This is a genomic window from Aeromonas sp. QDB30, assembly GCF_027707645.1.
Lineage (GTDB): Bacteria > Pseudomonadota > Gammaproteobacteria > Enterobacterales > Aeromonadaceae > Aeromonas > Aeromonas caviae.
Map to the genome: position 1 here is coordinate 26,611 of NZ_JAPCIY010000026.1, position 25,199 is coordinate 51,809.

General features: G+C 62.8%; 21 protein-coding genes, 5 tRNA genes, 1 pseudogene and 1 riboswitch. Of the genes and pseudogenes, 12 read left to right on the forward strand and 15 right to left on the reverse strand.

Annotated elements, in window-relative coordinates; translation table 11 throughout:
- Positions 1-41 precede the first annotated feature (41 nt).
- Positions 42-1,319 (reverse strand): alpha/beta hydrolase, encoded by a 1,278-nt coding sequence (locus PG896_RS10200; protein WP_124812697.1) that lies wholly within the window; start codon positions 1,317-1,319, stop codon positions 42-44.
- A gap of 236 nt (positions 1,320-1,555) precedes the next feature.
- Between PG896_RS10200 and PG896_RS10205 the strand changes: the two genes are divergently transcribed.
- Positions 1,556-1,690, forward strand: coding sequence for a hypothetical protein (locus tag PG896_RS10205; RefSeq protein ID WP_080560565.1), 135 nt, complete (start codon positions 1,556-1,558; stop codon positions 1,688-1,690).
- 155 nt (positions 1,691-1,845) lie between these two features.
- Positions 1,846-2,067 (forward strand): hypothetical protein, encoded by a 222-nt coding sequence (locus tag PG896_RS10210; RefSeq protein ID WP_010675494.1) that lies wholly within the window; start codon positions 1,846-1,848, stop codon positions 2,065-2,067.
- 64 nt (positions 2,068-2,131) lie between these two features.
- Here the strand turns inward: PG896_RS10210 and PG896_RS10215 are convergent.
- From PG896_RS10215 to PG896_RS10225, 3 genes are all read right to left on the reverse strand, one after another.
- Positions 2,132-2,207, reverse strand: a tRNA-Asn gene (locus PG896_RS10215).
- A gap of 4 nt (positions 2,208-2,211) precedes the next feature.
- Positions 2,212-2,287, reverse strand: a tRNA-Phe gene (locus tag PG896_RS10220).
- Positions 2,288-2,470: 183 nt separating this feature from the next.
- Positions 2,471-4,684, reverse strand: a complete 2,214-nt coding sequence (locus PG896_RS10225; RefSeq protein WP_270835675.1) for an immune inhibitor A domain-containing protein — start codon at positions 4,682-4,684, stop codon at positions 2,471-2,473.
- A 482-nt stretch (positions 4,685-5,166) separates the two neighbouring features.
- Here PG896_RS10225 and rraB point away from each other — a divergent pair, with 482 nt between their 5' ends.
- The gene (rraB, locus tag PG896_RS10230) at positions 5,167-5,514 is read left to right on the forward strand and encodes a ribonuclease E inhibitor RraB (protein WP_080628938.1); all 348 of its coding nucleotides are present in this window, start codon (positions 5,167-5,169) and stop codon (positions 5,512-5,514) included.
- Positions 5,515-5,591: 77 nt separating this feature from the next.
- On the opposite strand, the gene PG896_RS10235 is transcribed toward rraB, so the two are convergent.
- Positions 5,592-7,565, reverse strand: a complete 1,974-nt coding sequence (locus PG896_RS10235; RefSeq protein WP_270835676.1) for a sensor domain-containing protein — start codon at positions 7,563-7,565, stop codon at positions 5,592-5,594.
- Between the two features lie 171 nt (positions 7,566-7,736).
- Between PG896_RS10235 and PG896_RS10240 the strand changes: the two genes are divergently transcribed.
- Positions 7,737-8,231 (forward strand): hypothetical protein, encoded by a 495-nt coding sequence (locus PG896_RS10240; protein WP_270835677.1) that lies wholly within the window; start codon positions 7,737-7,739, stop codon positions 8,229-8,231.
- A gap of 66 nt (positions 8,232-8,297) precedes the next feature.
- Here PG896_RS10240 and PG896_RS10245 read toward each other — a convergent pair whose 3' ends face one another.
- On the reverse strand, positions 8,298-9,212 hold the full coding sequence (locus PG896_RS10245) for an AraC family transcriptional regulator (protein ID WP_270835678.1): 915 nt from the start codon (positions 9,210-9,212) through the stop codon (positions 8,298-8,300).
- Between the two features lie 112 nt (positions 9,213-9,324).
- Between PG896_RS10245 and PG896_RS10250 the strand changes: the two genes are divergently transcribed.
- Positions 9,325-9,654 (forward strand): carboxymuconolactone decarboxylase family protein, encoded by a 330-nt coding sequence (locus tag PG896_RS10250; RefSeq protein WP_270835679.1) that lies wholly within the window; start codon positions 9,325-9,327, stop codon positions 9,652-9,654.
- 164 nt (positions 9,655-9,818) lie between these two features.
- Here PG896_RS10250 and PG896_RS10255 read toward each other — a convergent pair whose 3' ends face one another.
- From PG896_RS10255 to rsgA, 5 genes are read right to left on the reverse strand one after another with little or no spacing between them, the layout of a single operon-like run.
- On the reverse strand, positions 9,819-10,226 hold the full coding sequence (locus tag PG896_RS10255) for a hypothetical protein (protein WP_102948418.1): 408 nt from the start codon (positions 10,224-10,226) through the stop codon (positions 9,819-9,821).
- A gap of 2 nt (positions 10,227-10,228) precedes the next feature.
- Complete coding sequence (locus PG896_RS10260) at positions 10,229-10,480, reverse strand: DUF2960 domain-containing protein (protein ID WP_102948419.1); 252 nt, start codon at positions 10,478-10,480, stop codon at positions 10,229-10,231.
- A 4-nt stretch (positions 10,481-10,484) separates the two neighbouring features.
- Positions 10,485-10,733, reverse strand: coding sequence for a VF530 family DNA-binding protein (locus tag PG896_RS10265; protein WP_041212447.1), 249 nt, complete (start codon positions 10,731-10,733; stop codon positions 10,485-10,487).
- Positions 10,730-11,602, reverse strand: coding sequence for an archaetidylserine decarboxylase (gene asd / locus PG896_RS10270; protein WP_042879887.1), 873 nt, complete (start codon positions 11,600-11,602; stop codon positions 10,730-10,732). The genes PG896_RS10265 and asd overlap by 4 nt, the downstream gene beginning before the upstream one ends.
- A gap of 29 nt (positions 11,603-11,631) precedes the next feature.
- On the reverse strand, positions 11,632-12,666 hold the full coding sequence (gene rsgA / locus PG896_RS10275) for a small ribosomal subunit biogenesis GTPase RsgA (RefSeq protein ID WP_039040203.1): 1,035 nt from the start codon (positions 12,664-12,666) through the stop codon (positions 11,632-11,634).
- A 91-nt stretch (positions 12,667-12,757) separates the two neighbouring features.
- Between rsgA and orn the strand changes: the two genes are divergently transcribed.
- Both orn and PG896_RS10285 read left to right on the forward strand, forming a co-directional pair.
- Positions 12,758-13,303 carry an oligoribonuclease gene (gene orn, locus PG896_RS10280; RefSeq protein ID WP_257710189.1) on the forward strand — a complete coding sequence of 182 codons (546 nt, stop codon included), beginning with the start codon at positions 12,758-12,760 and terminating at the stop codon, positions 13,301-13,303.
- A gap of 177 nt (positions 13,304-13,480) precedes the next feature.
- Positions 13,481-13,556, forward strand: a tRNA-Gly gene (locus PG896_RS10285).
- Between the two features lie 559 nt (positions 13,557-14,115).
- Here PG896_RS10285 and PG896_RS10290 read toward each other — a convergent pair.
- The 3 genes from PG896_RS10290 to PG896_RS10300 all read right to left on the reverse strand — a co-directional run bounded on the left by PG896_RS10290 (position 14,116) and on the right by PG896_RS10300 (position 17,482).
- Positions 14,116-14,325: a cold-shock protein gene (locus PG896_RS10290; RefSeq protein ID WP_005297820.1), complete on the reverse strand. Its 210-nt coding sequence runs from the start codon at positions 14,323-14,325 to the stop codon at positions 14,116-14,118.
- A gap of 295 nt (positions 14,326-14,620) precedes the next feature.
- Positions 14,621-15,280, reverse strand: coding sequence for a LysM-like peptidoglycan-binding domain-containing protein (locus PG896_RS10295; RefSeq protein ID WP_010675484.1), 660 nt, complete (start codon positions 15,278-15,280; stop codon positions 14,621-14,623).
- A 99-nt stretch (positions 15,281-15,379) separates the two neighbouring features.
- Positions 15,380-17,482, reverse strand: a complete 2,103-nt coding sequence (locus PG896_RS10300) for a methyl-accepting chemotaxis protein (RefSeq protein WP_270835680.1) — start codon at positions 17,480-17,482, stop codon at positions 15,380-15,382.
- A 263-nt stretch (positions 17,483-17,745) separates the two neighbouring features.
- Between PG896_RS10300 and gltX the strand changes: the two genes are divergently transcribed.
- From gltX to PG896_RS10315, 4 genes and pseudogenes are all read left to right on the forward strand, one after another.
- Positions 17,746-19,161 (forward strand): glutamate--tRNA ligase, encoded by a 1,416-nt coding sequence (gene gltX, locus PG896_RS10305; RefSeq protein WP_270835681.1) that lies wholly within the window; start codon positions 17,746-17,748, stop codon positions 19,159-19,161.
- An 11-nt stretch (positions 19,162-19,172) separates the two neighbouring features.
- Positions 19,173-19,308 (forward strand): annotated as a pseudogene (locus PG896_RS21190) (glutamyl-tRNA synthetase); the annotation flags it as partial.
- Between the two features lie 367 nt (positions 19,309-19,675).
- Positions 19,676-19,751: transfer RNA gene (locus tag PG896_RS10310), tRNA-Ala, on the forward strand.
- A 34-nt stretch (positions 19,752-19,785) separates the two neighbouring features.
- Positions 19,786-19,861: transfer RNA gene (locus tag PG896_RS10315), tRNA-Ala, on the forward strand.
- Between the two features lie 431 nt (positions 19,862-20,292).
- Here the strand turns inward: PG896_RS10315 and PG896_RS10320 are convergent.
- On the reverse strand, positions 20,293-22,434 hold the full coding sequence (locus PG896_RS10320) for an ExeM/NucH family extracellular endonuclease (protein ID WP_201872634.1): 2,142 nt from the start codon (positions 22,432-22,434) through the stop codon (positions 20,293-20,295).
- A gap of 293 nt (positions 22,435-22,727) precedes the next feature.
- A riboswitch (cyclic di-GMP riboswitch) is annotated at positions 22,728-22,811 on the forward strand.
- Positions 22,812-22,956: 145 nt separating this feature from the next.
- On the opposite strand from PG896_RS10320, the gene PG896_RS10325 reads away from it, so the two are divergent.
- A partial coding sequence (locus PG896_RS10325) for a glycosyl hydrolase family 18 protein (RefSeq protein WP_270835682.1) occupies positions 22,957-25,199 on the forward strand: 2,243 nt, incomplete at its 3' end.

Sequence of the window (25,199 nt, forward strand, 5' to 3'; positions counted from 1 at the left end):
CTCGAACTTGTTGTCTTGCTGCGGGCGTGCGCCCGGCGGGATCAGCGATCCCTGTTCATGCGGATGAGCCGATCCAGGATCCGCTCGCCATCGACCCGCAGGCCGTTGTGTTCGTACTCGTTGGTGATCCAGGCGCGGCTGTTGCCAAGCCCCTTCAGGGTGTCGCGGCTGTAGTCAAACTCCACGTACATGTCCTCGGCATAGACGGCGCAGGCCACCGGCACAGTGTTGCGGGCCAGCTGCGCCGGGTCGTAGAGGGGACCCCAGTCCGCTTTCTGGGCAAGCAGGTGGGCGGCCTCCTTCAGGGGAATGAGCTCGCGGAACTGCTCGAACATCCAGGGGAAGATCATCTCGCCGGTAAAGGCGAAATCTTGGCCTGGCGCCCAGGCCAGGGCAGGGAACTCCCTTCTCACCCGCTCGGCCGCCCAGTTGCTGGCACTCCCTTCGCAATAGATGAGCTCGTGCAGGATGGCGAACACCGGGTTGGTGTTGAACGGCTGCATGGCCTGCACCTGATAGAGGAAGGCGGGGTTGAGGCGTTCGCCGATGAAGGCGTCTTCCAGCAGGTAGTAAAGTGCCTCGAAGGCGCCGCTGGCCCCCAGATCCAGCCCCTGCTGCTGCAACTGCTCCACCGTCAGGCGCTGGCCGTTGGGCAGGCGCACGTCGTGGTGGTGCAGGTGGTTGGCCAGCCGGTTGGCCAGGGCCTGGGCATGGGGGAAGCGGGTGAAGAAGGCGCGGTTCTTGTCCGCCACCCGCTGGTAGGTGGCGCGGTAGACCTCATCCGCACTGCGCCCGATGGGTGCCACCCCGCCGGTGAGGTAGACCTCGTGCAGGCTCCGCGGGAACAACGAGAGGTAGGTGAGGCTGCAAAAGCCACCGAAACTCTGGCCGAGCAGGCTCCAGGGGCGCCCCGGGCTCAGCACCTCGCGAACGTACTCGGCGTCGCGCACTATGCTGTCGGCGCGAAAATGGCCGAGGTAGTCCGCCTGCTCACTTGGGGTCATCCCCGCCAGGGCGTCAGCACTGATGGGGGTGGAGTGGCCGGTGCCGCGCTGATCGAGCAGCAGCACCCGAAACTCCTGCAGGGCCCGCTTGATCCAGCCGCCATCGGCGGTCGGGCGAGGTGCGCCAAACCCCGGGCCCCCCTGCAGATAGAGCAGCCAGGGCAGGTCATCATCCAGCTTGTCCTTGCGGCAGAGGGTGCGGCCAAACAGGGTGAGGGTCGCCTCCTCGTCGGGATGCTGGTGGTCGAGGGGCACGGTAAAAAAGTGTGGCTCGCAATGGATGCCATCCAGCACATAGTGCAAGGGGCTGCTCATCTGGGGTCTCCCTGAGGGTAGGAAAATCGTCGGCCTCATCATAGCCCTGGCGCAGGAGCGGGTCACGCCAGTTTTCCAGATTGTTAACAGAGATGGAGTCTGAGGTCGGTGCCGTACAAGGTGTGGTTTCGCCGCGGTTGACGGCGGGCTGCAACTGGACAAAGATGAGCCGCCTGCCGGGACGGGCAGGGATAGGTCAGCACCCCGGGTGCAGGAAACTGGATGGAGTTGGCTCGATGAAGCCGAGATGGATACGTGTTCGCAAGAGACGCACACAGAGGGATCCGGAGGGGGTGCTGCAGGTGGGTTTGCTGGTGTTCAGCGCCACCTGTGGTGCCACTCTGTTGCTGGCGGCCTGCAACGGCGGTTAGCTGAGTGAAACAGACCCGCTTGTCATGAGCGGGTTTTTTCATGCCGGAGCAGAAGGTCGGGACCTGCCTGTAGCCCTTTGCTGACGCGGGTTTGCGGTATGCAGAGTACGGCTGCTATGGTCAATTTACGACCGGATCCACAGAGGGAGGCGATCATGAACAGTCGTGAAAAAGTCCTGGCTCATTTGGCCACAGATCACCGGGTTGCAGGATTGACCGCCGGCGAGGCACTGGCTGGCATGAGCCACTCGATGAGTTCGCTCCTGCTGCAACAGGATCAGCACTTCTTCCGCCGCCATGCGGACGACCCTTGCCACGAAGTCGCCCGGGCCTGCTCGGCCGGACACGTATGGCATGGGGACGAAAACCACTACTAGCCCCGGCATGTGAGTAAATGACAGATGCAAAAAGGCCCGCTCATCTGAGCGGGCCTTTCGAATTTGGCTCCTCCTACTGGACTTGAACCAGTGACATACGGATTAACAGTCCGCCGTTCTACCGACTGAACTAAGGAGGAATTGTGGTGCCCAGAGACGGAATCGAACCGCCGACACGGGGATTTTCAATCCCCTGCTCTACCGACTGAGCTATCTGGGCAACGGCGCGCATTAAACCCTTTCTGAACGGATGTGTCAACCGCATGGCGCAGATAGTCGGACTGTTCGCTCAACAAGCGAGCAATCAGGGTGTTTGTTGGGCGGTTTGGCCTGTTTTCATCCTAGATTGCGGGTCGGCAGATGAAAAAAGGGGCCCTGGGGCCCCTTGTCATGGCTGTCGTGCTCAGTGGCGGCTGACGATGATCCGCCCGGTACTCATGTCACGGGCCTGACCGGTGACGCTGATCTTGAGCCCGTATTCGGGCAGCAGGCGACCGGCATCCGGGATCTCCTTGCTCTGGTAGCTGCGGGAATCCTTGAACACCCGGTTCGGGGTGATCCAGAAGTCGCGCAGCAGGGAGCCGCTCGGGTGCTTGAGGTTGAGCGGCTGCTGGAAGCCCAGGCTGAAGGTGGCGTCGTGGATCTGGTAGCGGGTGCCAGCCACGGCGCCGTCGCTCCACTTGAGGGTGTGCTGATCCGCATCCACCACCCCGAGGAAGCCCTCACCCGGGTGGACACCCACCCAGTTGTTGACCTGGCTGTTGTCCACGTACCAGAGCAGCATGCCCGGCTCGTAGCGCATCAACTGGTCGGCCACGTTGATGTGGGCCAGCCCCTTGTCCACTCCTGCATGGTTGCGCCACTCGGCCAGGTAGTAGTGATCCTTGGCCTCGTTGCCGTCGCTCTTCACGAAGCCGGCGAGGGTGAAGGGGGAGTTGCCCTCGGCACCGTCGCTCAGCAGGGTGTCGCCATCGGCGAGGATCTGCAGCTCGTCCACGAACAGCCCGTTCTCGGCCACGCCGCCGTCGCTCAGGTATTGCAGGGTCAGAGTGACCTGCTGACCGGCCCAGGGGGTGAGGTCGAACTCGGCATCGGTCCAGCCGTTGGAGTTGCCGGTGATGCCGACCCCGAAGCCGACTCCGTTGGGATCGTCACTGGTGGTCAGGTTGCCCGCGATGGGCTGGCCGTTGACCAGCACCCTGGCGTAGTCGTACCCCTCTTCAATCTGATACCAGGCCTTGAAGTTGAGGCTGGCGCTCTGTTTGCCGCTCAGATCCAGCTTGAGGCTCATGCGGTTGTCGAGGTTGTTGCCCTTGCCGCCGTGATACTCGTACTGGCCGGCGTAGGGCGGGTTGAGCGGGATCTGCTTGGCCGGCAGGTTGATGCGCACCACGTCGTCGTTGCGTCCCTTGTCGTTGGCCTGATCCAGCATGTAGACGTTGCCGCGCGGGCTGAGATCGGCGAGCTGCACATTGCTGCCGTGCAGCCAGTTGCCGCCGAGGGAGGCCTGCAGGAACTCCTTGGCCCAGGCGGAGAACCCGGTCGGCTCGGTGCCGCCGATGACCCCGGCCCAGGAGCCTGAGGACATGATGGACCATGTCGCCACCGGTTCGCCCTTGCCGGTGTACTTGGTGTCGTACTCGTCCGGCAGCCCCAGATCGTGGCCATATTCGTGGGCACAGACCCCGGCCGCCGCATCGATGGGCTGGATGGTGTAGTCGTAGGCGGCAAACTTGCCACCGAAGTTCTGGCTCGGGCTGCTGGTGCCCGGGATGGGGTAGGGGGCACCCAGGTTCCAGCGGTGCGCCCAGATGGCGTCTTCGCCGAGATCGCCGCCACCGGCCTCCTCGCCGACGCTGGAGTGGAAGATCATCAGGTGGTCGATGAGGCCGTCCGGCTCGTCCCGGTTGCCGTTGCCGTTGAGATCGTAGCGATCCTCCTGGTCAAACTCGGACAGATCGATGGAGGGGTCGCCCGCCACCTGGATCAGCGCCTCCTTCACCAGCTCCCGGATGGTGTTCGGAGTGGCATTGGCGCCGTAGTAGGCGGCGTTCTTGCTGGCGGTATACCAGCCCGCCACCTGGCCGCGCACGCTGTAGCTCTTGCCGGACTGCTGCTCGTAGAACTGGCGCATGGAGATGAACTGCTCGCCGTTCGGGCCGGCATAGCCCTTGGACGAGAACAGCAGGTCGTTGTAGTGCTCCGGGGTGTAATCCGGGTAGTACATCTTGGTGAGCTCGGGGCGGATGCTGTTCTTCGGGTAGTCGGGGAAGTCCACCAGGATGGCGAGGATCTTGTCCTTGCGCATCTTGCCCTGGTAGTGCTCCCGCTCGATGGACTTGAGCAGCAGGGTAGGCACCCGATCGCCGGGACGGGCGGTGCCGTTGAGGCGGATCTTCTTGAGGATGGTCTCCCGCACCTTGCCCTCTTTCACCGCCAGGGTACCGCTGTTGCCCTGATAGGTCCGCGACTTCTCGCGATAGTAGCTGGCGAGGGCCGCCTGCTCCTGCTCGGGGGAGGCCAGGGTCGGGATGCGGCCGCTCTTCTTGAGCATCTCCAGCACCTTCACCTCATCGGCCAGGGGGGGATCGAACGGACCGTGGACCGGGGCGGCCATGGCGTGGTTTCCAATCATAAGGGTTGAGCCGACAAGCAGGCTCATTATTGTTTTTTTAGGCATTATCTATGTGCTCCTTCACATGATAAAAAGGGAGCCTCACTGGCTCCTCTTTCCGTACGGGCGATGGATTGCCCGCGTTCCTTGATACACTCCGTGGATGGCCTTGTCACCGTCGCGCTGCTGGTGGATCCTGCTGATTTCAAACGGCTTGCTGGCGCTGTCGCGTGGTTTTGACACATCCGTGCAAAGCTCCATATGGAGCAATCCTGTTTTGGCGGCAGATTACCCTTTATTAACCTTTTGTGATGGCACCCCATTTGGGGTGGCTGCCGACGACGGCTTATCTTGGTCTGCCGCATTGAGCCGGATGGGCTGTGCGAGTATGCTTTGCCGCAACCGGGCCTGCGGGGCGGCAGATGGCCGAGATGGCACCGTCCGCGCTGGCATTTGATCACAACACAGTCGCATCTGGGGTTAATATGAGTCTTGATATGCAAGAGTGGCGCGAAGAGACCACCGCCATCGTCAACGAGTTGCTGGCCGATGGCAGCAACCCGGATCTGGAGTACGAGATTGAGCACCACTTTGCCTGCCAGGATTTCGATCTGCTGGAGAAGGCGGCGGTCGACCTGTTCAAGGCCGGTTTCGAAGTGACCGATGCCGAAGAGATGGAGCTGGATGACGGCGCCACCATCTTCTGCTTCGACGCCACCGTCGAGTGCAAGCTGGACATCGAGACCATAGTGGCGGACATCGCCACCATGCTGCCCATCCTCGAGAAATACGGCGTGGACTACGACGGCTGGGGTACCTACTTCCAGGAGTAAGCTGCCTGATGTGTGCCAGCCACTACTGCGCGCCAGAAACAACAAGGCCACCCTTGGGTGGCCTTGTTGTTGCTGGCTTACTGCTCCGGCAGATGGTAGCTGCGGGCAAACTCGGCCGGTGGGAGGGGGCGGCTGAACAGATAGCCTTGCAGCCGATCGCAACCGACCTGCACCAGCCAGGCCTGCTGCTCCGGTGTCTCCACCCCTTCGGCGGTGATCTTGATGCCAAGCTCATGGCCCAACCCGATGACGGAACGCACGATGGCGGTGGTGGCCTGGTTGGTGGCCAGCCCCTGGGTGAAGCTTTTGTCGAGCTTGAGGGTCGCCACCTGCAGCCTGGGAAGATAGGCGAGGGAGCAGTAGCCGGTGCCGAAGTCGTCGATGGCGAGCTGGAAGCCCGCCTCGATGAGGCTGGCCAGGTTGCTCTCTATCTCGTCGGCATTCTCCATCAGCACCCCTTCGGTGATCTCCAGCTCCAGTTGCCAGGGGGCGAGCCCGTGGCGCGCGATGCAGTCGAAGATCTGCGGGCAGAGCTCGGGATCGCGGAACTGCAGGGGCGAGAGGTTGATGGAGAGCACCAGATCCGGGGCCGCCACCTGCCAGCGGGCAAGCTGGGCGCAGCCCTGCTCCAGCATGTGGCAGCCGAGCAGGCCGATGAGTCCCAGCTCTTCCGCCAGCGGGATGAACTCGTCAGGGGAGATCATGCCTAGCTCGGGATGGGGCCAGCGGCAGAGCAGCTCGGCCCCGTGCAGCTGGCTGGTGCGGGTGCTGATAATGGGCTGGTAGACGGCGGTCAGCTGGCCGGACTTGATGGCGAGCGGCAACTGGGCCGCGATGAGCTGGCGACGCTTGAGTTTGGCATCGAGTGCGGGGTCGAACAGGGTACAGTGCTGCTGCTGGCGCTTGCCCTGGGCCAGGGCGGCCTCGGCGTGGCTCAGCAGACGCTCGGCATCCTTGGCCTTGCCATGGGCGATGCCGAGGAACACCGGGATCTGGATCCTGTGCTCCTCGACCTGGTAGGGCGTCATCAGCTCGTGCTGCAGGTTGCGGCTCCACGTATCCAGAGAGAGGGGGAGCTCGGGCAGCAGCAGGGCGAAGTCATCCGCCGCGACCCGGCAGAGCAGGGACTGGGGCGGCGCCAGTCGTTGCAGGCGGCGGGCCACCTGGCTCAGCAGGCGGTCGGCGACCCGTATGCCGAAGCGATCGTTGATCTCGCGAAAATGTTGCAGATCCACCAGCAGCAGGCTGGCCTTGCGGGCCCCCAGATGACGGCTGGTCTGGAGGAAGTGGGAGAGCTTGAGCAGGCCGGTCAGGCTGTCGTAGTGCTGCTCCTGCTGCAACTGGGCCTGGGTGGTGCGAAGCCCGGTGATGTCGCGGCTCAGGGTCAGGATGCCGAGGGAGTTGCCCTCGTCATCCGGCACCTCGACCCGGGTGACCTCCAGATGGCGGCCTCTGCCTTGGGCATCCACCACGCAATACTCCCCCTGACCCAGGGTTTGTTCGACGGGCAGCCGGGGCGGGACGCGCCGACCCAGAGCCTCGCTTGCCACCAGCCCCATGAAGTCGAGAAAGGCCTGGTTGCAGTCGATGAGCACGCCCTGGTGATCCTCGAGACGGATGAGGTCGGGAATGGCATCCAGCAGGCGGCGTTGCAGCAACTGCTGCTGGCGGAAGGTTTGCTCCAGCTCCTTGCGCTGATCGATGGCGCTGACCATGGCAAACAGGGCGATGGGGTCGCCGTGCTCGTCATACAGGGGAACCTTGTTGATCTCCATCCAGCTGGCGCCTTCGCCGCTGTGGCAATGGAGCTGCTGGTGCAGCAGGGGTTTGCCGTCGGCCAGCAGGCGGTCATCTTCCTCCCGGAATACATCCCCCCAGGGCATCTCGGCATCGCTCTTGCCAATGAGTTCGCTCGGATCTTGCAGGCCGGCTTCCCTGGCGAATGCCTTGTTGGCAAACAGGTACCGTCCGTGCTTGTCCCGGCAGAAGATATTCATGGGTAACTGGTCGATGATCTGCTGCAGCAGCGCCAGGGAGAGCGAAGAAGTCACGAGAGCACTCACGGGGGAGACTTCGAGCAAATCTATGATAACAGGTGGGTTTTGTAAAGCCTGGGTTAAGAGTACGCCATTTGTGCGGATCCCTGCTGACAGCCTGTGTCGCGATCGCCATAATAGCCGCCGGTTGGCCGAGGGCCGGATTATATGGATGAGAGAAGCAGCATGAAAAAGATAGTGGGAGTAGCACTGGCCCTGTTGATGGCCGGTTGTGCCAGCGACAACAATGGCGGCGAGCAGTACCGCTATACCCCGCCGGTAGCCAAGGCGACCAACAACACCCAGGAGATGCAGATCCCGGTGGATCTGGTGTGGGCCCGCGCCGAGAAGTGGTTTGGCGATCATGGCCTTAACATCGAAAACAGCCAGCGTGGCTCCGGCCTGATGACCGCCAACGTCGAGAACTCGGCCGACGGTCTGGAGTGGCTGGATTGCGGCACCATGGGGTCCAAGGTGGCGCTGGGCAACCCCAACCTGCAGATCAACCTGATCATCACCCAGAGCGGCAACAACAGCGTCGCCACCGTGAACGTCAAGGGCAATACCCAGCTCTACTTCGTCGAGTCCTCCGGCGAGCGAGTGCTGGCTCCCTCCATCACCCCGGTGTGCGTCTCCCGCGGCAGCCTGGAACAGAGCCTGTTCGCAACCCTCAGCAACTGATCCCGCTTACCGGACAGCCTGAAGATCACAGACCCCGCTGCGTGCAGCGGGGTCTTTTTTTGCCCGTCACTCCCCAAAGGCCAGCCCCTGCTGGCGAAACTTGCCAGGGGCGAGCCCGGTGGATTGCTTGAAGGCCTTGGCAAAAGCCGCCTCGGACTGATAACCCACCCGCTGGGCCACCTCGCCGATGGGCAGGTGATCCGGCTGGCGCAGCAGTTCCGCCGCCCGCACCATGCGTACCCGCACCATGAACTCCCAAACGCTGCACCCCAGGCGCTGGCGGAAATGGCGAAAATAGGTGGCGCGCGACATGGCGGCCAGGGTCGCCAGTTCGTCCACGCTCCAGGGATGGGCGGGATTGGCCAGCATGGCTTGCAGGGAGCGACCCAGCCGCGCATCCTGCAGGGCGCCGATGAGGCCAAGCGCTCCGCCGGGATCGCTGGCATGGGCGCGCAGCCCCATGGCCAGCAACACCTGGCTCAAAGCCGTCAGCACGGCGCTCGATCCTTGCTGCTCGCGGGTCAGCTCCTGGCGGATCAGGGCCAGCACCAGGGACAGCGCCTCGCGGGACTCGCTGGCCAGCAGGGGGATGCACAGCGGGCTTGGCAGGGCGTCCAGCAGCAGGGGGCGCAGGGGGCCCTGGTAATGAAACTCGCCGCACAGAAACTCCACTTCATCCCCCCCGTCGCCACGAACGGGCAGCAGGCCTGCGTCATCTTCGATGTCCGCCAGGGATTCGCCGCCCCGCCAGATGGTGTGGGGCTCCCCCCCCGGCAGCAGCAGCAGTTCACCCGGTTGCAGGGTCACCTCCTGACCCTGTTGAGTACTGACCCGGATCTCCCCCTTCATCAGCAGATGAAAGGGCATGACCCCGCTCGGGCTCTGCGGGTGGGAGAGGGGGAAGCCGCCGCGATAGAGGCAGCGTACATCGAAGGAGCCGCGGATCCCGGCCTGGCCGATCAACTGATCTATGTCACTCATGATTCGATATGGTGTTTATTTGCATCTTTTAAGTATTAATTGAATCACACCTTGATGCAATACTGGCTCCATCGAACGGGCAGGTGCCCGTTCACCCCAGAGGAGAATCAAGATGCAAGATTGGGCACAATACCGTAAAGAACTGACCGGCCGCGTGATGGAGCTGGGCACCCTGAGCCCGGATACCCTCAAGGGTTTTCAGCTGCTCTCATCCGCCGGCAGCAAGGAGGGTGTCCTGGATGGCAAGACCCGCGAGCTGATCTCCCTGGCGGTGGCGGTCACCACCCGCTGCGATGGCTGCATCGCGGTGCACGCCGAATCCGCCCTCAAGCAGGGCGCCAGCCGGGCGGAGATCGCCGATGCCCTGGGGGTCGCCATCGCCATGAACACCGGGGCCGCCATGGTCTATTCCGCCCGGGTGTTGGACGCCATAGATCGCTGAGGTGTCCCGGCAGCCTCGACGTAGCCAGCGTCTTGAGGCGCTGTTTAGCGTTGATTGAGTAATCCAGCCTGTTGTTTGCCACACCCTTCCGGGTGTGGCTTTTTTATGAGGCGCCCAATAAAAAGCCCCGGCAGGAGCCGGGACTTGGATAGGTGCTGTCGCGCTCAGGGCTGCAAGCCGCTGTCACCGTGGAACAGCGCCTGTTCACCGGATTTGAGCACATAGCCCTTCCAGGGGAAGAGCTGATAGCCGCCGCCCTGCCAGGACCAGTTGCCCTCTTCGCCCTGGCGGATCAGCCGGATCGGCTCGCCCTCTGGCAGGGTCAGCTCGGCCTGACTCTGATCGGCATTGAACAGCACGAAGGCGCTGACGGTCTGATCGGCATCGGTCGGATTGAGGCGAATGCCCTGCTCGAACAGCCGCACGCACTGGCCTGCCAGCGCCGACCATTGATAGCCCGCGCTGCCGATGCAGCCATGTTCGTCGCGATCCGCGCCGACCAGGGGCTCCCTCGGTGTCGTGTTGCAGGCGGCCAGCAGCAGGGTGGCCGCCATCAGGGTCAGGGTGCGCATGGTTACTCCTTGGCGTCCCGTTCGATGACGATGTTGGAGAAGCCCAGTTCCTTGAAGTAGTTCTCCCGGTAATCCTTCATGCTCTTCTTGTCGCGGCGGCACACCTGGGCCAGCTGCTCTTCCATGGCGTGGAAGCGAGTCAGATCGATCCCCTCGGCGGCGGCAACGGCCTCATAGATGCTGTTGAACTTGTCGTTGGCGTAGCCAATCTCCCTGGCCTGCTTCTTGTAGGTGTAGGTAATCTTGAACGCCATGGCGTCACTCCTTCTCTTTGGCCTGCTTGCGCTGGACGTACAGATAGAGGCTTTCGACCTTCTCTCTGGCCCAGGGGGTCTTGCGCAAGAACTTCAGGCTGGACTTGATGCTGGGATTATCGGTGAAGCAGCGGATATTGATCTGCTGCCCCAGCGCTTCCCAGCCATAGTGCGCGACCAGGGCCGTGACGATGGCTTCCAGGGTCAGCCCGTGCAGCGGGTTGTTCTTCTGGGAAGCGGGTTGATCGCTCATGCTTGCGCCGCCAGGGTGGCAAAGGGCTGACCCATGCGGGTGGTGACCCCGTTGGCCAGGTGCGGCTCGAAACCGGCCAGCATGCCCGGGCCAAACAGGCAGACCACGGTACTGCCCAGCTTGAACAGGCCCATCTCGGCCCCCTTTTGCAGGGTGATGGCTTCATCGCCGGTGTAGTCCCAGCGCACCACCTTCTTCTCTTTGGTCGGCGCTATGTTGCCGGCCCAGATGGTTTCGATGCTCGCGACGATAGTGGCACCGACCAGCACCAGGGCCATGGGGCCGTGGGGGGTACGGAAGGTGGCCACCACCCGCTCGTTGCGGGCAAACAGGTTGGGCACGTTCTCGGCGGTGAGGGGGTTGACGGAGAAGAGATCGCCGGGTACGAACACCATGCTCTCCAGCACGCCATCCAGCGGCATGTGGATGCGGTGGTAATCCTTGGGTGCCAGATAGATGGTGGCAAAGTCGCCATCCTTGAACGGCGCCACCAGATCCTCATAGCCCCCCAGCAGCTCGCGGGCGCTGTAGTCGTGGCCCTTGGCCTGGATGATGCGACCTTGGCTGATGGGCCCGAGCTGGCTGACGGTGCCATCCACCGGCAGGGCCAGGGTCATGGCGTCTTCCACCACGGGGCGGATGCCGGGCTTGAGCTCGCGAGTGAAGAAGGCGTTGAAGCTCTTGTAGTGGGCCGGGCTCTCGTGCAGCGCCTCGCTCATGTCGACCTGGTACTGCTTGATAAAGGCCTCGATCACTTTGGTGGTGAGGTTGCCCGCTTCGGCGGCGGCAAGTTTGCCCACCAGGCGGGAGAGGGCGTGTTTGGGCAGGCAGTATTGACCGGCAATTTTCAGGTTGTCAGTGATGCTCATGATCTTCATCTGGGAATGAGTTGAACGGGTCACAGCCGCGCCTGTTGGCGACCGTGGCGGGCTTCCTGCATAGTTTCCAGGATGCGGTGGTAGTTGTGGAAGCGATCGGCGCTGATGGCGCCCGCTTCGACCGCGGCGCGCAGGGCGCAGCCGGGATCATCCTTGTGGGTACAGTCGCGAAACTTGCAGCCACCCAGGTAGTCGCGAAACTCGACGAAGCACCAGGTGATGCGGTCGGCTTCCAGGTGCCAGAGGGCGAACTCGCGGATCCCGGGGGAGTCGATGAGATCGCCGCCGCTCGGGAAGTGGTAGAGCCGCGCCGTGGTGGTGGTGTGCTGGCCGAGCCCCGAGTTCTCGGAGATCTCGCCGGTGAGCACGTCCAGCCCCGGCATCAGGGCGTTGGTGAGGGACGACTTGCCCACCCCGGACTGGCCCACGAAGATGCTGATCTTGTCGGTGAGCGCCGCCTTGAGGGCGTCGATGCCCTCACCGCTCTCGCAGCTCACCAGCAGCACCTCGTAACCGAGCTTGCGGTAGGTCTCGAGCTGGTGCTCGATACGGGCGCGGGCCGCGTCATCGAGCATGTCGACCTTGTTCAGCACGATGAGGGGCGCTATCTCCACATCTTCTGCCGCCACCAGGTAGCGGTCGACGATGTTGGTGGAGAACTCGGGCATCACCGCCGAGACGATGATGATCTGGTCGATGTTGGCGGCGATGGGTTTGACCCCGTCGTAGAAGTCCGGCCGGGTCAGCACCGAGTGGCGCGGGTGCACCGCCTCGATGACGCCGGCAGTCGCGGCATTGAGGCCGGGGCGCCACACCACCTTGTCGCCACACACCAGGCTGCTGATGCTGCTGCGCCGCAGGTTGCTGCGGTGGATGGCACCATCGCTCGCCTCGACATCCGCGTGCTGGCCGAAACGGCTGATCACCACCCCTTCGATGGCGGGGCCGAACAGGGTGTCATCGACCACAGTGGTGTGCTCTTTTTGCAGCCGCCGCTCGCGGTTGGCCTGGACGCGCCTTTGTTGACCCAGATTGAGTTTTGCTTTCTTTGCCACGGGGTTTGCCAGTTTATGAACAGATTCAAAGCCAGTATGATACATGCAAATTGGCAAAATTCCGCCATTCCTCCCAATAGAGAGAGCAATCATGACAGTCAGCGCGCAGAACCTGGTATGGATCGACATGGAGATGACGGGTCTGGACCCCGAAGAGAACGTGGTACTGGAGATCGCCACCATCGTCACCGACAAGGACCTGAACGTGCTGGCCGAAGGGCCGGTCATCGCCATCCACCAGAGCGAGGAAGAGCTGGGCAAGATGGATGGCTGGAACGTCAACACCCACACCAGGAGCGGCCTGGTGGCCCGGGTCAAGGCGAGTGAATACGACGAGGCCAAGGCCGTTGCCGAGACCCTCGCCTTCATTCGCCAGTGGGTGCCGGAGCGCACCAGCCCCCTGTGCGGCAACAGCATCGGCCAGGATCGCCGCTTCATGGTCAAGCACATGAGCGATCTGGAAGCCTTCTTCCATTACCGCAACGTGGACGTCAGCACCATCAAGGAGCTGGTCCGTCGCTGGCAGCCTGAACTGCTGGATCAGTTCAAGAAGAGCGGCTCTCACCAGGCGCTGGACGACATCCGCGAATCCATCGCCGAACTGCAGTTCTACCGCGCCCACGTCTTCAAAATCTGAGTGGCTGGCAAGGGTTTGCCGTCGTTCGGTTGCTAAAATCAGCAGTTCGGCCAGCTTTTGAGCGAACGGCTGCAACCAGACAAAAAAGCCCTTGCAATTGGAATGTCTGCTCTTATAATTCGGCTCCCGTACAGTAGCGCAAGCAACCAAATGCTGTACGGTCTGTTTTCAGGTTTTGCGGGAATAGCTCAGTTGGTAGAGCACGACCTTGCCAAGGTCGGGGTCGCGAGTTCGAGTCTCGTTTCCCGCTCCAATCTCTCTTCGAACCCTTCGAACTCAATCTCTCCCCCAAGTACACGAATCCAGTTTCTCAGTACCATCACTGCCGCGTCCTGTTGGTAGAGCATGATCCGCGCTTGCCAAGGTCGGGGTCGCGAGTTCGAGTCTCGTTTCCCGCTCCAATCTCTCTTCGACGTCCTCATAATCCCTTTGAATTGAATTGCCCATCACATCGCGCCGCGATGACTTGTCGTATCCGGCGTTTGCCTGTTTTCTCTCTTCCCCGCACATCCCAAGTCATAAGACCAAGATGTATTGCTTGCTAATAGCCTCCCGGAGATCGGGCACAACCCTTTGCGGTCGGCTAACAGGCTTGGCAGGGCCTGAATGACAGACAGTGGCTCGCTATAAGTTAAAACCGGGGCATTTAACCAAAACTCATCATTTTGATTTATAGCGGCTGGTGGCGGCCATAGACGGCTTACAGGTGGGGATGGCAAGCCCGGCAAGAGCTCTGCCGATCGGGGAGGGGAAATCGCGGGCAAAAAAATAGGAGGGGCGATGGCTCCTCCTACGGGTTCACTGGCGCTGGCTCAGATAACGGTGACGTTCTCGGCCTGAGGGCCTTTTTTGCCCTGGGTCACAGTGAACTGGACTTTTTGACCTTCAGCCAGGGTCTTGAAACCTGCGCTCTGGATGGAGGAGAAGTGAACGAAAACGTCCGGTCCCTGGGATTGCTCGATGAAGCCAAAACCCTTGGTTTCGTTGAACCATTTTACTTGGCCGGTGCGAATGTCAGACATGTGGTAAGTCCTATCTATAACAAAATGAAACTAAGCCTGGTTGGGCAGCATTTGCCTGGAAGTCAGGGGTTGAAGCATGACTGACCACGTCTCTTTGTCCCAGTAGCATGTAGCACAATCCCTGTCTAAAGCCTGACCGATTGTACTGGAGCCCGATCCCTTGTCAATTTGGCACTTTTCATTTTTTGAGCGAGCTAAAAGTATTGTGAAGTCAGCAGCTTGTTTCATGCTTCACATCAAAAAAAACGGGAGGCCATGGCCTCCCGTCTGCATAAGGGGAAGTGGTCGAGCCCCCTTATTCCTTGAGGGCGAACCCTTCCCCCTGGCGGTCGTAGCGGTAGCTGACCTGACCGAGAGAGCGGACCTCGACCCGCTGGATGCGGCGGCTGGTGTCCACCAGGATGAACACCGACTTGCCCGACTGCAGCCGGGTCAGCGGCCTGTCCGGCCCTTCGATGGCGATGAGCCGGCTGAGCTCGGCCCCCGGCAACTCGAACTTGCGGAAGATGGAGTAGAGGGTTTCACCGGCCTGCACGTCGTGCTGCAACCAGGTGCCATCCACTTTCTCCTCGACGGGCTTGGCGGCCTGGGGCTCACCGGCGTTGCCGACGGTCAGGGCCTGGGCCGGCACGGCCAGGGGGACCGCCAGAGAGCCTGACGGCGCCGTGGTCGGGGCGGCGGGGGCGGGCTCCCAGGCCAGCACCAGCAGCCAGAGCGGGATCAGCACCAGCAACCCTATGGTGTGTTTGCGGGGCAGGGGGCTTGCCAGCTTGAACGAGGCCGCCTTCGGCTCCTTGTTGCGCTGACCCAGGCCACTCATACCCTGGCCGAGACGCTGGCGCAGGGGCAGGGTAGCCGCGTTGATACGTTGGAGCAGGGTTCCTTGTGATTCGTCTTGGCGACGCTGCTGGGCTCGTCTGTTATGGCCACGTGGGCGACGGTCCGGGGTGGGCACGGCATTTACCTCTCACTACATTGCCTGCCATCAGGCAAATATGCCGCCTATGGTAAACGGACTCGCCCCCGAGGGGGAGAGTCCGGAGCATGAAAATTATCAGCTGAGACGAAACTGACCCAACAATTGCTGCAAACGTTCCGCCGCCTGACGCAAGGCCTGACTGGCGTTGGCCGTGCTGGTGGCGTCCCTGGCGATGTCGTTGGCCAGTGCGCTGGTTTTTGACAGATTGCCGGAGACAGTCTCGGAAACCGAGCTCTGCTCCTCGGCGGCGGAGGCGATTTGGTAGGTCATGTCGTTGATGGTGGCGATGGCCTGGAAGATGCTGCCGAGGGCCGCCTCCGCCTGATCCGCTTCCCCCACCGCCTGATGGGTCAGCTGCTGGCTCTGCTGGATGGCGTTGACCGCGTTGGTAGAGCTGTGGCGGATCTTGTCGATCAGCTCCTGGGTATTCTGCACCGCCTGCTGGGTGTTGCCCGCCAGCTTGCGCACCTCGTCGGCCACCACCGCAAAACCGCGCCCCTGCTCCCCGGCCCGAGCCGCCTCGATGGCGGCGTTGAGCGCCAGCAGGTTGGTCTGATCGGCGATCCCCTGGATGACGGTGAGGATGCTGGTGATCTGCTCGCTGTCGTGAGCCAGCCCTTCCACCACTTCGGCTCCCTTGCCTGCCTCGGCGGCCACCTTGTGCATGGAGTGGATCACCCGCTGGAAGCGTACCTTGCCCTCGTCCGCCGCGCTCTGGGCCTGCTTGGCGGAGTCGGCGGTGTTGTTGGCGTGGGTGGCCACCTCCTGGCTGACGTAGGACATCTCCTGTACCGCGGTCAGCATCTGCTCCATCTCCGCCTGGTGATGCTGCAGGTTGTTGTCGGTCTGTCCGGCGATGCGATCGGTATCCCCGGCGTGGCGATGGACCTCGCTCGCGGTCTTCTGCACATCCCCGAGCAAGGCCTGCAGCTTGTCGATGAAGCGATTGATGCCCCGGGCCAGGGCCCCCAGCTCGTCCCGGGAGCGGCTCTCCAGGCGCTTGGTGAGATCCCCCTCGCCGTCGGCGATGTCATCCACCAGGCTCACCATCTGGCGGATGGGGCCCGTGATGCTGCGGGCAATGACCAGCATGGTGCCAAGGGCCAGCACCAGCACCAGCAGGGCACCGATGAGCTGCTGGGTCATGGCGGCGCGGTTCATGTCGGTGAGCTGGCGTGCCAGCTCGTCCGCTCCCGCCAGCACCACCTTGTAGGGCAGGGTGACGATGATGGCCCAGTTGCGGGCCATGCCGGGCACCGCGATGGGCACCGAGATGCGAAACGCGTCGGTGAGCTCCTGGCGCTGCACGTCCGGTTTGAGGTACTGCTGCCAGCCGTTGCCGAGCACCTTGTCGGCGCGGCTGCCGAGCAGGCTGGCGTCGCCGCTGGTACCGGTGATGACGCCGGCGGCGCTGACGATCAGGGTCTCCCCCTTGCCGTCATAGATGTTGCTGTTGAGAGACTGGGCCTGGCGGCTGATGGAGTCCACCGCCAGATCCAGCGCGGCGATGCCCTTGAACCGGCCATCCACCAGGATGGGGGTGGTGATGGTGCTCACCAGCACCTGCTGGCCGTTGATGTCCACCTTGAAGGGATCGATGAGGCAGGGGCGCCCCTCCCGTTTCGGGCAGGCATAGTAGTCGTTGGCCGGGTTGCCGAACTCGTCCGGATCGCTCTTTTCGATGGAGAGCAGCAGATCGCTGCCGATCTGCTCCTTGTCGCGGTAGAAGTAGGGAACGAAGCGCCCCTTGTCGTCACTGCCGAGCGCGCTCTGGCCGGCGAAGCTTTCGTCCTGGCCGTCGAAGCCGTTGGGCTCGAAGCCCGCGAAGGCGCCATAGAGCTGGGGCTCCAAAGCAAGCTGGGCCTTGAGCAGGTCGGTGGCTTGCTGGCGATCCAGCGGCAGCTTGCCCTCCTGCTGGCGAGCGAAGACGCTGGCCATCTGCTGGGTGTAGGTGAGCCCCTTTTGCAGCAGCTGGGTGATGGTAGCGGCCTCGGCACGGGCGTTGGCGCTCACCTTCTGCCACGCCTCCTGTTGCAGGGCGGCGCGGCTGGAGTCGATGGTGAGCTGCTGGGTCTGCCGGCCTGAATACTGGTTGAGCAGGATCAGGATGACCAGGGCCGTGGTCATGGCGACACCGGCCAGTACCAGGATACGATTCTGGATAGAACGAAACTGCATCGCGCGTTCCTTGTATCGTTGAGGGTTCGTTGACGGGGTGACTGAAGTATCGGCTGTGCGGGAGATCTCTCCAGCGACCTCGCCTAGCTAAGCGGGAAAAAAGGGAAAATTCTGAGACATCACTCTAAAACAGCGGTTTTTGCGGGAATAGACCCTATTTTCCCCTCTGCCTCGCCATGGTTTTCCCATCCGTCATTGTCGGTGCTAAAATGCGACGGTTTTTTTAACGAATTGGCCCAAGGCCCTCTACACAAGGCTTAAAGATGAAAGTCAAAACCCGTTTTGCTCCCAGCCCGACCGGCTTTTTGCATGTCGGCGGTGCCCGTACCGCACTCTATTCCTGGTTGTTTGCAAAGAACCAGGGCGGTGAGTTTGTGCTGCGTATCGAGGATACCGATCTGGAACGTTCCACTCAGGAGGCCATCGACGCCATCATTGAGGGCATGGAATGGCTGGAGCTGAACTGGGATGAGGGCCCCTACTACCAGACCAAGCGCTTCGATCGCTACAACGGCCTCATCGACGAGATGCTGGCTGACGGCCGCGCCTACAAGTGCTACTGCTCCAAGGAGCGGCTGGAAGCGCTGCGCGAAGGCCAGATGGCCAACGGCGAGAAGCCCCGCTATGACGGCAAGTGCCGGGATGGCGACCACGATCACCCGGCCGATGCGCCCCACGTGATCCGCTTCCGCAACCCGACCGAAGGCTCCGTGGTGTTCGATGACCACGTCCGTGGCCGCATCGAGTTCGCCAACACCGAGCTGGACGATCTGATCATTCGCCGTACCGATGGCGCGCCGACCTACAACTTCTGCGTGGTGGTCGATGACTGGGACATGGAGATCACCCACGTGGTGCGTGGGGAAGACCACATCAACAACACCCCGCGCCAGATCAACATCTACAAGGCGCTGAACGCGCCGGTACCGGAGTTTGCCCACGTCTCCATGATCCTGGGTGACGACGGCGCCAAGCTCTCCAAGCGCCACGGCGCCGTCTCCGTCATGCAGTACCGCGACGACGGTTACCTGCCGGAAGCGCTGCTGAACTATCTGGTGCGTCTGGGCTGGTCCCACGGGGATCAGGAGATCTTCACCCTCGACGAGATGATCAAGCTGTTCAGCCTGGATGCCATCTCCAAGTCCGCCTCCGCCTTCAACACCGACAAGCTCTTGTGGCTCAACAACCACTACATGCGCAGCCTGGATCCGGCCTATGTGGCCAAGCACCTGGCCTGGCACATGGAACACCAGCAGATCGACACCAGCAAGGGCCCGGCGCTGGCCGACGTGGTCACCCTGCTGGCCGAGCGCTGCAACACCCTGGTGGAGGTGGCTGCCCAGAGCCGCTACCTGTTCGAAGAGTACGAGGCCATCGACGAAGCGGCAGCCAAGAAGCACCTGCGCGGTGTGGCTGCCGAGCCGCTGGCGCTGGCCAAGGCCAAGCTGGCGGCCCTGGAGACCTGGACCACCGAGGCGCTGCACGAGCTGATTGAAGCGACCGCCGCCGAGCTGGGTCAGGGCATGGGCAAGGTCGGCATGCCGCTGCGTGTGGCCGTCACCGGTCTGGGCCAGTCTCCTGCCATCGACGCCGTGATGGCGCTGGTGGGCAAGGAGCGGGTCCTCGCCCGTATCGACCGCGCCCTGGCGTATATCGAAGCGCGCATGGCCGCCGAGTAAGCTTGCCGCCGCACATTGCCGTCACCGGTCTGGGGTAATCTTTCCCCTGCCATCGACGCAGTGATGGCGCTGGTGGGCAAGGAGCGGGTCCTCGCCCGTATCGATCGCGCTTTGGCGTACATCGAAGCGCGCATGGCCGCCGAGTAATTCAGAGCGCCGGTACGGGCCAGTCCCCTGGCATCGCCGACGCCGTGATGGCGCTGGTGGGCAAGGAGCGGGTCCTCGCCCGTATCGATCGCGCCCTGGCGTACATCGAAGCGCGCATGGCCGCTGAATAAACATCGGCCATGGCATGAAAAGGGCTCCCTGACGGGGGCCCTTCGTATTTTGGCCTCAAGCGGATTTGCGACGTAAAACAGCGACATAGCGACGAGGTTGGCGGTAAAAACAGCTAACTGTCTGAATTTTGACTAAACGCTCCAGCGGGCGAGAATTTTGGGTTGACAGCAAAGCGGGTGATGCCTATCATGCGCCTCCGTTGCCAGAGATAACTTTGGTAGCGCCGAGGTGAGTTGGGGTTATAGCTCAGCTGGGAGAGCGCTTGCATGGCATGCAAGAGGTCCGCGGTTCGATCCCGCGTAGCTCCACCAAATTCAGAGTGATTCAGTGTCACTCACACACATCGGGGTTATAGCTCAGCTGGGAGAGCGCTTGCATGGCATGCAAGAGGTCCGCGGTTCGATCCCGCGTAGCTCCACCATCTTTCGCAAGAAAGCACCAAGGCCACCGCATCGCGGTGGCCTTTTTGTTTGCCTGTCATTTGGATTTCCCATGATCTCGCCCTTTGCATTTGTCTGGCAAATGGCGCTTCACCCTGTCCGCGAGGGCATCAGCGGCCCTGGCCGCTGCTGACGGGGATTGGCGCCGATGCCGCCATGGCCACGGCGCGGGCTGCGTGGTGCCATCCTCTGCCGCGTGGCGGTTGGCTCGTTCGGCAGCCTGCGGGATACGTCAGCACCGGGTTTCCCCGTCGACAGGGTACCAGCCCCCGGGAAAGGGGCGAGGCGGGGGCAACAGGGTATTTATTAATCCCATGATGTGACCCTTTTCATTTGTTTTTCAAATGGCCCTGGCACAAAAAAAGCCCGCGATCATCGCGGGCTTTGCACCTGGCATCGAGGATGCCGCGTCTTAGCGACGGCGCCGCCAGGCGAGCGGCAACAGGGCCAGCAGCAGGGCGCCCATGGCGCCGCCACCCCCCTTGCTCGCTTCCTTGAGCTTGAGGTCAACGATGACGGGGTCGTGGTCCGAGGCGCTGAAGGGGTTGTCCGACTTGATGAGGTCGCCGGTGTAGGCGCTGCCATATTCGAACAGGTTGCTCTCGAAGGAGTTGATGTGCCAGTCGGCCACCGCCACCACCTTGTCAGCCAGCGCCGGGTTGGCGAGGGCGTAGTCCAGGGTGCCGAGCTCGGCCTCGTAGCTGTAGGAGATGGCCTTCTCCTGGTTGAACTTGACGTTCAGATCCACCAGGCCGTAACCCTTGGCCACCGTCTGGCCCATCTGCTCATAGGGCTTGTCGCCGATGTAGGTGTGGGAGGCGGAGCGGATCTGGCGCTCCCCCGCGACCGGTGCATAGTCGGTCAGCACCCGGATGGGATCCTCCTTGGCGTAGGAGTTGAAGTCCCCCACCAGCAGCACCTGGCCCGGCATCTTGCTCACCGCCTCCCCCAGCACCTTGGCGGCGCTCACCCGAAACTCGGTGCACTTGCCCTGCAGATCCGCAGGCTCCGTCTTGCCATCCCCGTTCTCATAGCAGCCCGACCCCTTGGACTTGAGGTGGTTGACCACCAGGGTCAGGGGGGCGTCGCTGCCCGCCACGGTGAAGCGCTGGACCAGGGAGTCCCGCTGACCGGCGCTCTTGGTGACGCCGCCCGTGGTGTAGCGCTGCTGGGGCAGGGGGATGACGTCGGCATCCCCGCTCGGGGTGAGCAGGGCGGGGCGGTAGATCATGGCCACCATGATGGCGTCGCCGCCAAAGAAGCGATCCTCCGTGAGCAGGGCCTTGGGCAGGGTGACGAAGGCGTAGTGCTTGCTCGCCTCCTTCTGCCTGGCGTTGAGGCTCTCCACCAGATCGTGGAGGGCGGCGTGCTCGTCAAAGCCGTTGTTCTCCATCTCCATCAGGCCGAGCAGGTCGGCGTCCATCTCGGTGATGGCGTTGACGATCTTGGCGCGCTGCAACTGGAACTCCTCCAGGCTCTTGGCGCCGCGGTTGCAGCCCTTGGCGCTGTCCGCATCCGCCTGATCCGCGCAGAGCACGTTGAGGGCGCCCCCCACGCTGGAGTGGCTGGTGAAGTAGTTGAGCACGTTGAAGCTGCCGATGCGCAGGTCAGTGCCATCCAGGCGGGCCGGGGCGCTTTGGCGGTCGTTGTCGCCGGTGCGCAGCAGATCCCCCGCGGTGATGGTCTGATCCCGGGGCACGATCAGCCGGTACTCGTTGTAGCTGTAGCCGACCATGGCCTCCAGATTGACCGGGGCATCGCCGATGCGCAGGTAACCCTGCTCCGGCTCCCAGGCGGGCAGCCAGGGGAGCTTGCCGTCCCCCGCCTTGAAGTCCGACTCGAGGAAGACGCGGTTGCTGGCGTTGGCCTCGGCCAGCGCCACGGCCTCGGGGCTGCTCGCCACATGGAGCTGGGTCGGCTTCATCAGCGGGGCGCCGTGAGCGAGCACCAGGTTGTTGCGCCGGGCGGCATAGTCGTAGCTGAAGTTGCGGCTGATCTTGAGGGCGCTGTCGGCGTCGAGGCGCACCCGCATCCCTTCGTGACGCTCCAGGGCCCGGGCCAGGGTTTCCCCCTCCAGTACCCGCAGCGCCGTGGCGGCCGGGGCGTCGCCCTGGGCCAGGGTTGTCAGGCGCGGCGTGCTGCCGTCAAACAGGGGCTTGAGCTGGGTGTGGCCGTAATACTCCTCGACCTTGGCCTCCAGACAGACCAGGGCGCCCGGCTGGATGTCCGGGTACTTGCTGGCGAAGTTCTTGTCATTGAGGTAGACGAAAATGCCGTCCGACGTCTCGGGGTTGCCGTCCCCCTGCACATCCAGCAGGTAGAAGCCCTTGTTGAGGCTTTCCCCCAGACCCGAGACCACCGCCTTGACCGAGACGCTCTGGGCGCTTTCGAACTGATCGTCCGGGACGAGGGGGCTCTTGTCGCCACTGCCCTGGATGGCGGGGATGGGGGTGAGGGCACTGTCGGCCGGGCAACTGAAGCCGGCGGCGTAGAGAGAGGGGGACGCGAGCGCGAGCCCCACGGCCAGCGACAGCAGGGTAGGTGTTCCTTTCATGGGTATTCCTTTTTTTATTTTTGCCAGTGTTTCCATAGCCTTGGCATCGTGGCCAAGGGCGCGCATTGTCACATTTCTGGCAGCTCTGACCAGTGAACCAACGCACATTATGAGGAGACAAAGGAGCCCATCTGCCATTTTTTGACGTGGCTAACAGTTTGATATTGATGATCTATTTGTCATCAGGTGGGAGCGAAAAGTGTGAGGCCGCCAGCATTCACATATTTTCCTTCGAGAATAAAGATTGAGCAGTGGTCACTTGCTTCCTATACTCGAGCCGTTCCTCACGGAACCCAGGCAAAGGGCAAACCGGCAGTGATGCCGGGACGCAAAGCCTCCGATCTGTCCCATCCGGGCCAGACAGCGGGGTTACCCAGGGTGACTTGAGGGTTTGTGGCCCGTCCATGGCCTGTTGTCGCTCCCTTGTTCCCTGTTGCGATTGCGCTTTTCCCGGTATTGAAGCCAAGACAAAACAAGGAAGATAACAATATGCAACAGATCTTGAGGCCCAGCAGGCTTGCCATGCTGGTCGCCCTTGCGGCCGTCCCTGCCTGGGCGCAGGCCGCTTACCCCGCCTATCAGGCCGGCACCGCCTACAAGTCTGGCGACATCGTCAGCAACGCAGGCGCCCTCTATGAATGCAAGGAATTCCCTTACTCAGGTTGGTGCGGCGCGTCCCCCTATCACTACGCCCCCGGGGTGGGGGTGGTCTGGGCCGATGCCTGGAAGCTGTATGGTGGCGAGGTGCCGCCGCCGGCCCTGGTCGTCGCCATCGGCTCCCCCGCCGTGGGTGCCAGCGTCAGCGAGGGGGCCAGTGTGGCCCTGGCGGTGACGCTGAGCGGCCCGGTCACGGCGCTCGCCCGGGTGGAATACCTCATCGACGGCACCCTGGTCGCCACCGCCACGGCTTCTCCCTGGAGTGCCAGCTGGTCTGCCGCCGGTGCGGGCAATCACGCCCTCAAGGCCCGGGCGCTGGATAAAGACGGCAAGGTGCTGAGCGAGGCGGATTCGAGCTTCAAGGTCGCCGCCGTGGTGGCCCCGGAGGCGCCCAGGGTGAGCATCGCAAGCCCGGCCGCCGGTGCCAGGGTGACCCTGGGCCGCGCCCTCACCGTGAGCGGCAATGTCACCGACGCCAATGACGACGTCGCCAAGGTCGAGCTCTTCGTGAATGGCCAGAAGGTGGGCGAGGACACCAGCGCCCCCTGGCAGCTGAGCTGGACGCCCCAGAACAAGGGGCTGACCGGCCTCAAGCTGGTGGCGACCGACAAGAGCAACCTCTCTGGCGAGTCGGCCCAGGTGGACGTGCAGGTGGAAGAGGCGGCCCTGCCCCCCACCGGCGGCAACCTCTCCTGCGACGTGCGCCAGATCTACCGCGCCGACGGCAGCGAGTGCATGGGGGATGACCACGGCCGCCGCGTCATCGGGTATTTCACCTCCTGGCGCACCGGCAAGAACGGCCTGCCCGCCTACCTGGTGAGCGACATTCCCTGGGACAAGATCACCCACATCAACTACGCCTTCGCGGCGGTGGACGAGCAGAGTCACACCATCAAGGTGGATGACGCCGCCACCAAGCTGACCTGGAACGGAGTGCCGGGCGCCGAGATGGATCCGGAGTTCGCCTATCAGGGTCACTTCAACCTGCTGTCCAAGTACAAGAAGCAGTACCCGGACGTGAAGACCCTCATCTCCGTCGGGGGCTGGGCCGATACCCGCGGCTTCTACGCCGCCACCACCAAGGGCGACTGCTCGGTCAACACCGCCGGCATCAACGCCTTTGCCGACTCGGCCGTGGGCTTCATCCGCCAGTACGGCTTTGATGGGGTGGATATCGACTACGAGTACCCCACCTCCATGAAGGATGCGGGCAACCCCAACGATTTCCCGCTCTCCAACCAGTGTCGCGGCAAGCTCTTTGCGAACTATGAAGTGCTGATGAAGACCCTGCGCAACAAGCTCGACAGCGCCGGCACCGAGGACGGTCGCAAGTACATGCTGACCATCGCCTCGCCGGCCTCGGCCTACCTGCTGCGCGGCATGGAAAACTTCCAGGTCACCCAGTACCTCGACTACGTCAACCTGATGACCTATGACTTCCACGGTGCCTGGAACCACTTCGTCGGTCACAACGCCGCCCTGTTCGACAACAAGGCGGATCCCGAGTTGTCCCAGTGGGGTGTCTACACCCAGGCCCAGTTTGGCGGCATCGGCTATCTCAACTCCGCCTGGGCGGCCCACTACTTCCGTGGTGCCCTGGCGGCGGGCAAGATCAACATAGGGGTGCCCTATTACACCCGTGGCTGGCAGGGGGTCACCGGTGGCACCCACGGTCTGGGTGGCAAGGCGGCGCTGCCGAGCCAGAGCGATTGCCAGCCGGGCACCGGTGGCAGCACCATTCCGTGCGGCAACGGGGCGGTGGGCATCGACAACATCTGGCATGACCTTGACAAGAACGGCAAGGAGATTGGCGGCGGCGCCGTGCCCATGTGGCATGCCAAGAACCTGGAGCACGCGGCCAGCCTCGGCATCACCACCTTGCCGAGCTACGGCCAGGCCTGGGGTCTGGATCCCAACAACCCGGCCCACGTGATGCAAGGCCAGTATGTGCGTTACTACGACGACAAGGCCCATGCGCCCTGGCTCTGGAACGAGCAGAAGAAGGTGTTCCTCTCCACCGAAGATGAAGAGTCCTTGACATCCTCCCCCACCTTAGCGCTTCGCGTCACAGGAGGGGGATTCCCATTACTGGGTGATAGCTGCTCGCG

Bases quoted from the DNA above. Each gene is read 5' to 3' on its own strand.
- PG896_RS10200 (WP_124812697.1), bottom strand. From the start codon at position 1,319: ATGAGCAGCCCCTTGCACTATGTGCTGGATGGCATCCATTGCGAGCCA.
- PG896_RS10205 (WP_080560565.1), top strand. From the start codon at position 1,556: ATGAAGCCGAGATGGATACGTGTTCGCAAGAGACGCACACAGAGGGAT.
- PG896_RS10210 (WP_010675494.1), top strand. From the start codon at position 1,846: ATGAACAGTCGTGAAAAAGTCCTGGCTCATTTGGCCACAGATCACCGG.
- PG896_RS10225 (WP_270835675.1), bottom strand. From the start codon at position 4,684: ATGGCCGCCCCGGTCCACGGTCCGTTCGATCCCCCCCTGGCCGATGAG.
- rraB (WP_080628938.1), top strand. From the start codon at position 5,167: ATGAGTCTTGATATGCAAGAGTGGCGCGAAGAGACCACCGCCATCGTC.
- PG896_RS10240 (WP_270835677.1), top strand. From the start codon at position 7,737: ATGAAAAAGATAGTGGGAGTAGCACTGGCCCTGTTGATGGCCGGTTGT.
- PG896_RS10245 (WP_270835678.1), bottom strand. From the start codon at position 9,212: ATGAGTGACATAGATCAGTTGATCGGCCAGGCCGGGATCCGCGGCTCC.
- PG896_RS10250 (WP_270835679.1), top strand. From the start codon at position 9,325: ATGCAAGATTGGGCACAATACCGTAAAGAACTGACCGGCCGCGTGATG.
- PG896_RS10255 (WP_102948418.1), bottom strand. From the start codon at position 10,226: ATGCGCACCCTGACCCTGATGGCGGCCACCCTGCTGCTGGCCGCCTGC.
- PG896_RS10260 (WP_102948419.1), bottom strand. From the start codon at position 10,480: ATGGCGTTCAAGATTACCTACACCTACAAGAAGCAGGCCAGGGAGATT.
- PG896_RS10265 (WP_041212447.1), bottom strand. From the start codon at position 10,733: ATGAGCGATCAACCCGCTTCCCAGAAGAACAACCCGCTGCACGGGCTG.
- asd (WP_042879887.1), bottom strand. From the start codon at position 11,602: ATGAGCATCACTGACAACCTGAAAATTGCCGGTCAATACTGCCTGCCC.
- orn (WP_257710189.1), top strand. From the start codon at position 12,758: ATGACAGTCAGCGCGCAGAACCTGGTATGGATCGACATGGAGATGACG.
- PG896_RS10290 (WP_005297820.1), bottom strand. From the start codon at position 14,325: ATGTCTGACATTCGCACCGGCCAAGTAAAATGGTTCAACGAAACCAAG.
- PG896_RS10300 (WP_270835680.1), bottom strand. From the start codon at position 17,482: ATGCAGTTTCGTTCTATCCAGAATCGTATCCTGGTACTGGCCGGTGTC.
- gltX (WP_270835681.1), top strand. From the start codon at position 17,746: ATGAAAGTCAAAACCCGTTTTGCTCCCAGCCCGACCGGCTTTTTGCAT.
- PG896_RS10320 (WP_201872634.1), bottom strand. From the start codon at position 22,434: ATGAAAGGAACACCTACCCTGCTGTCGCTGGCCGTGGGGCTCGCGCTC.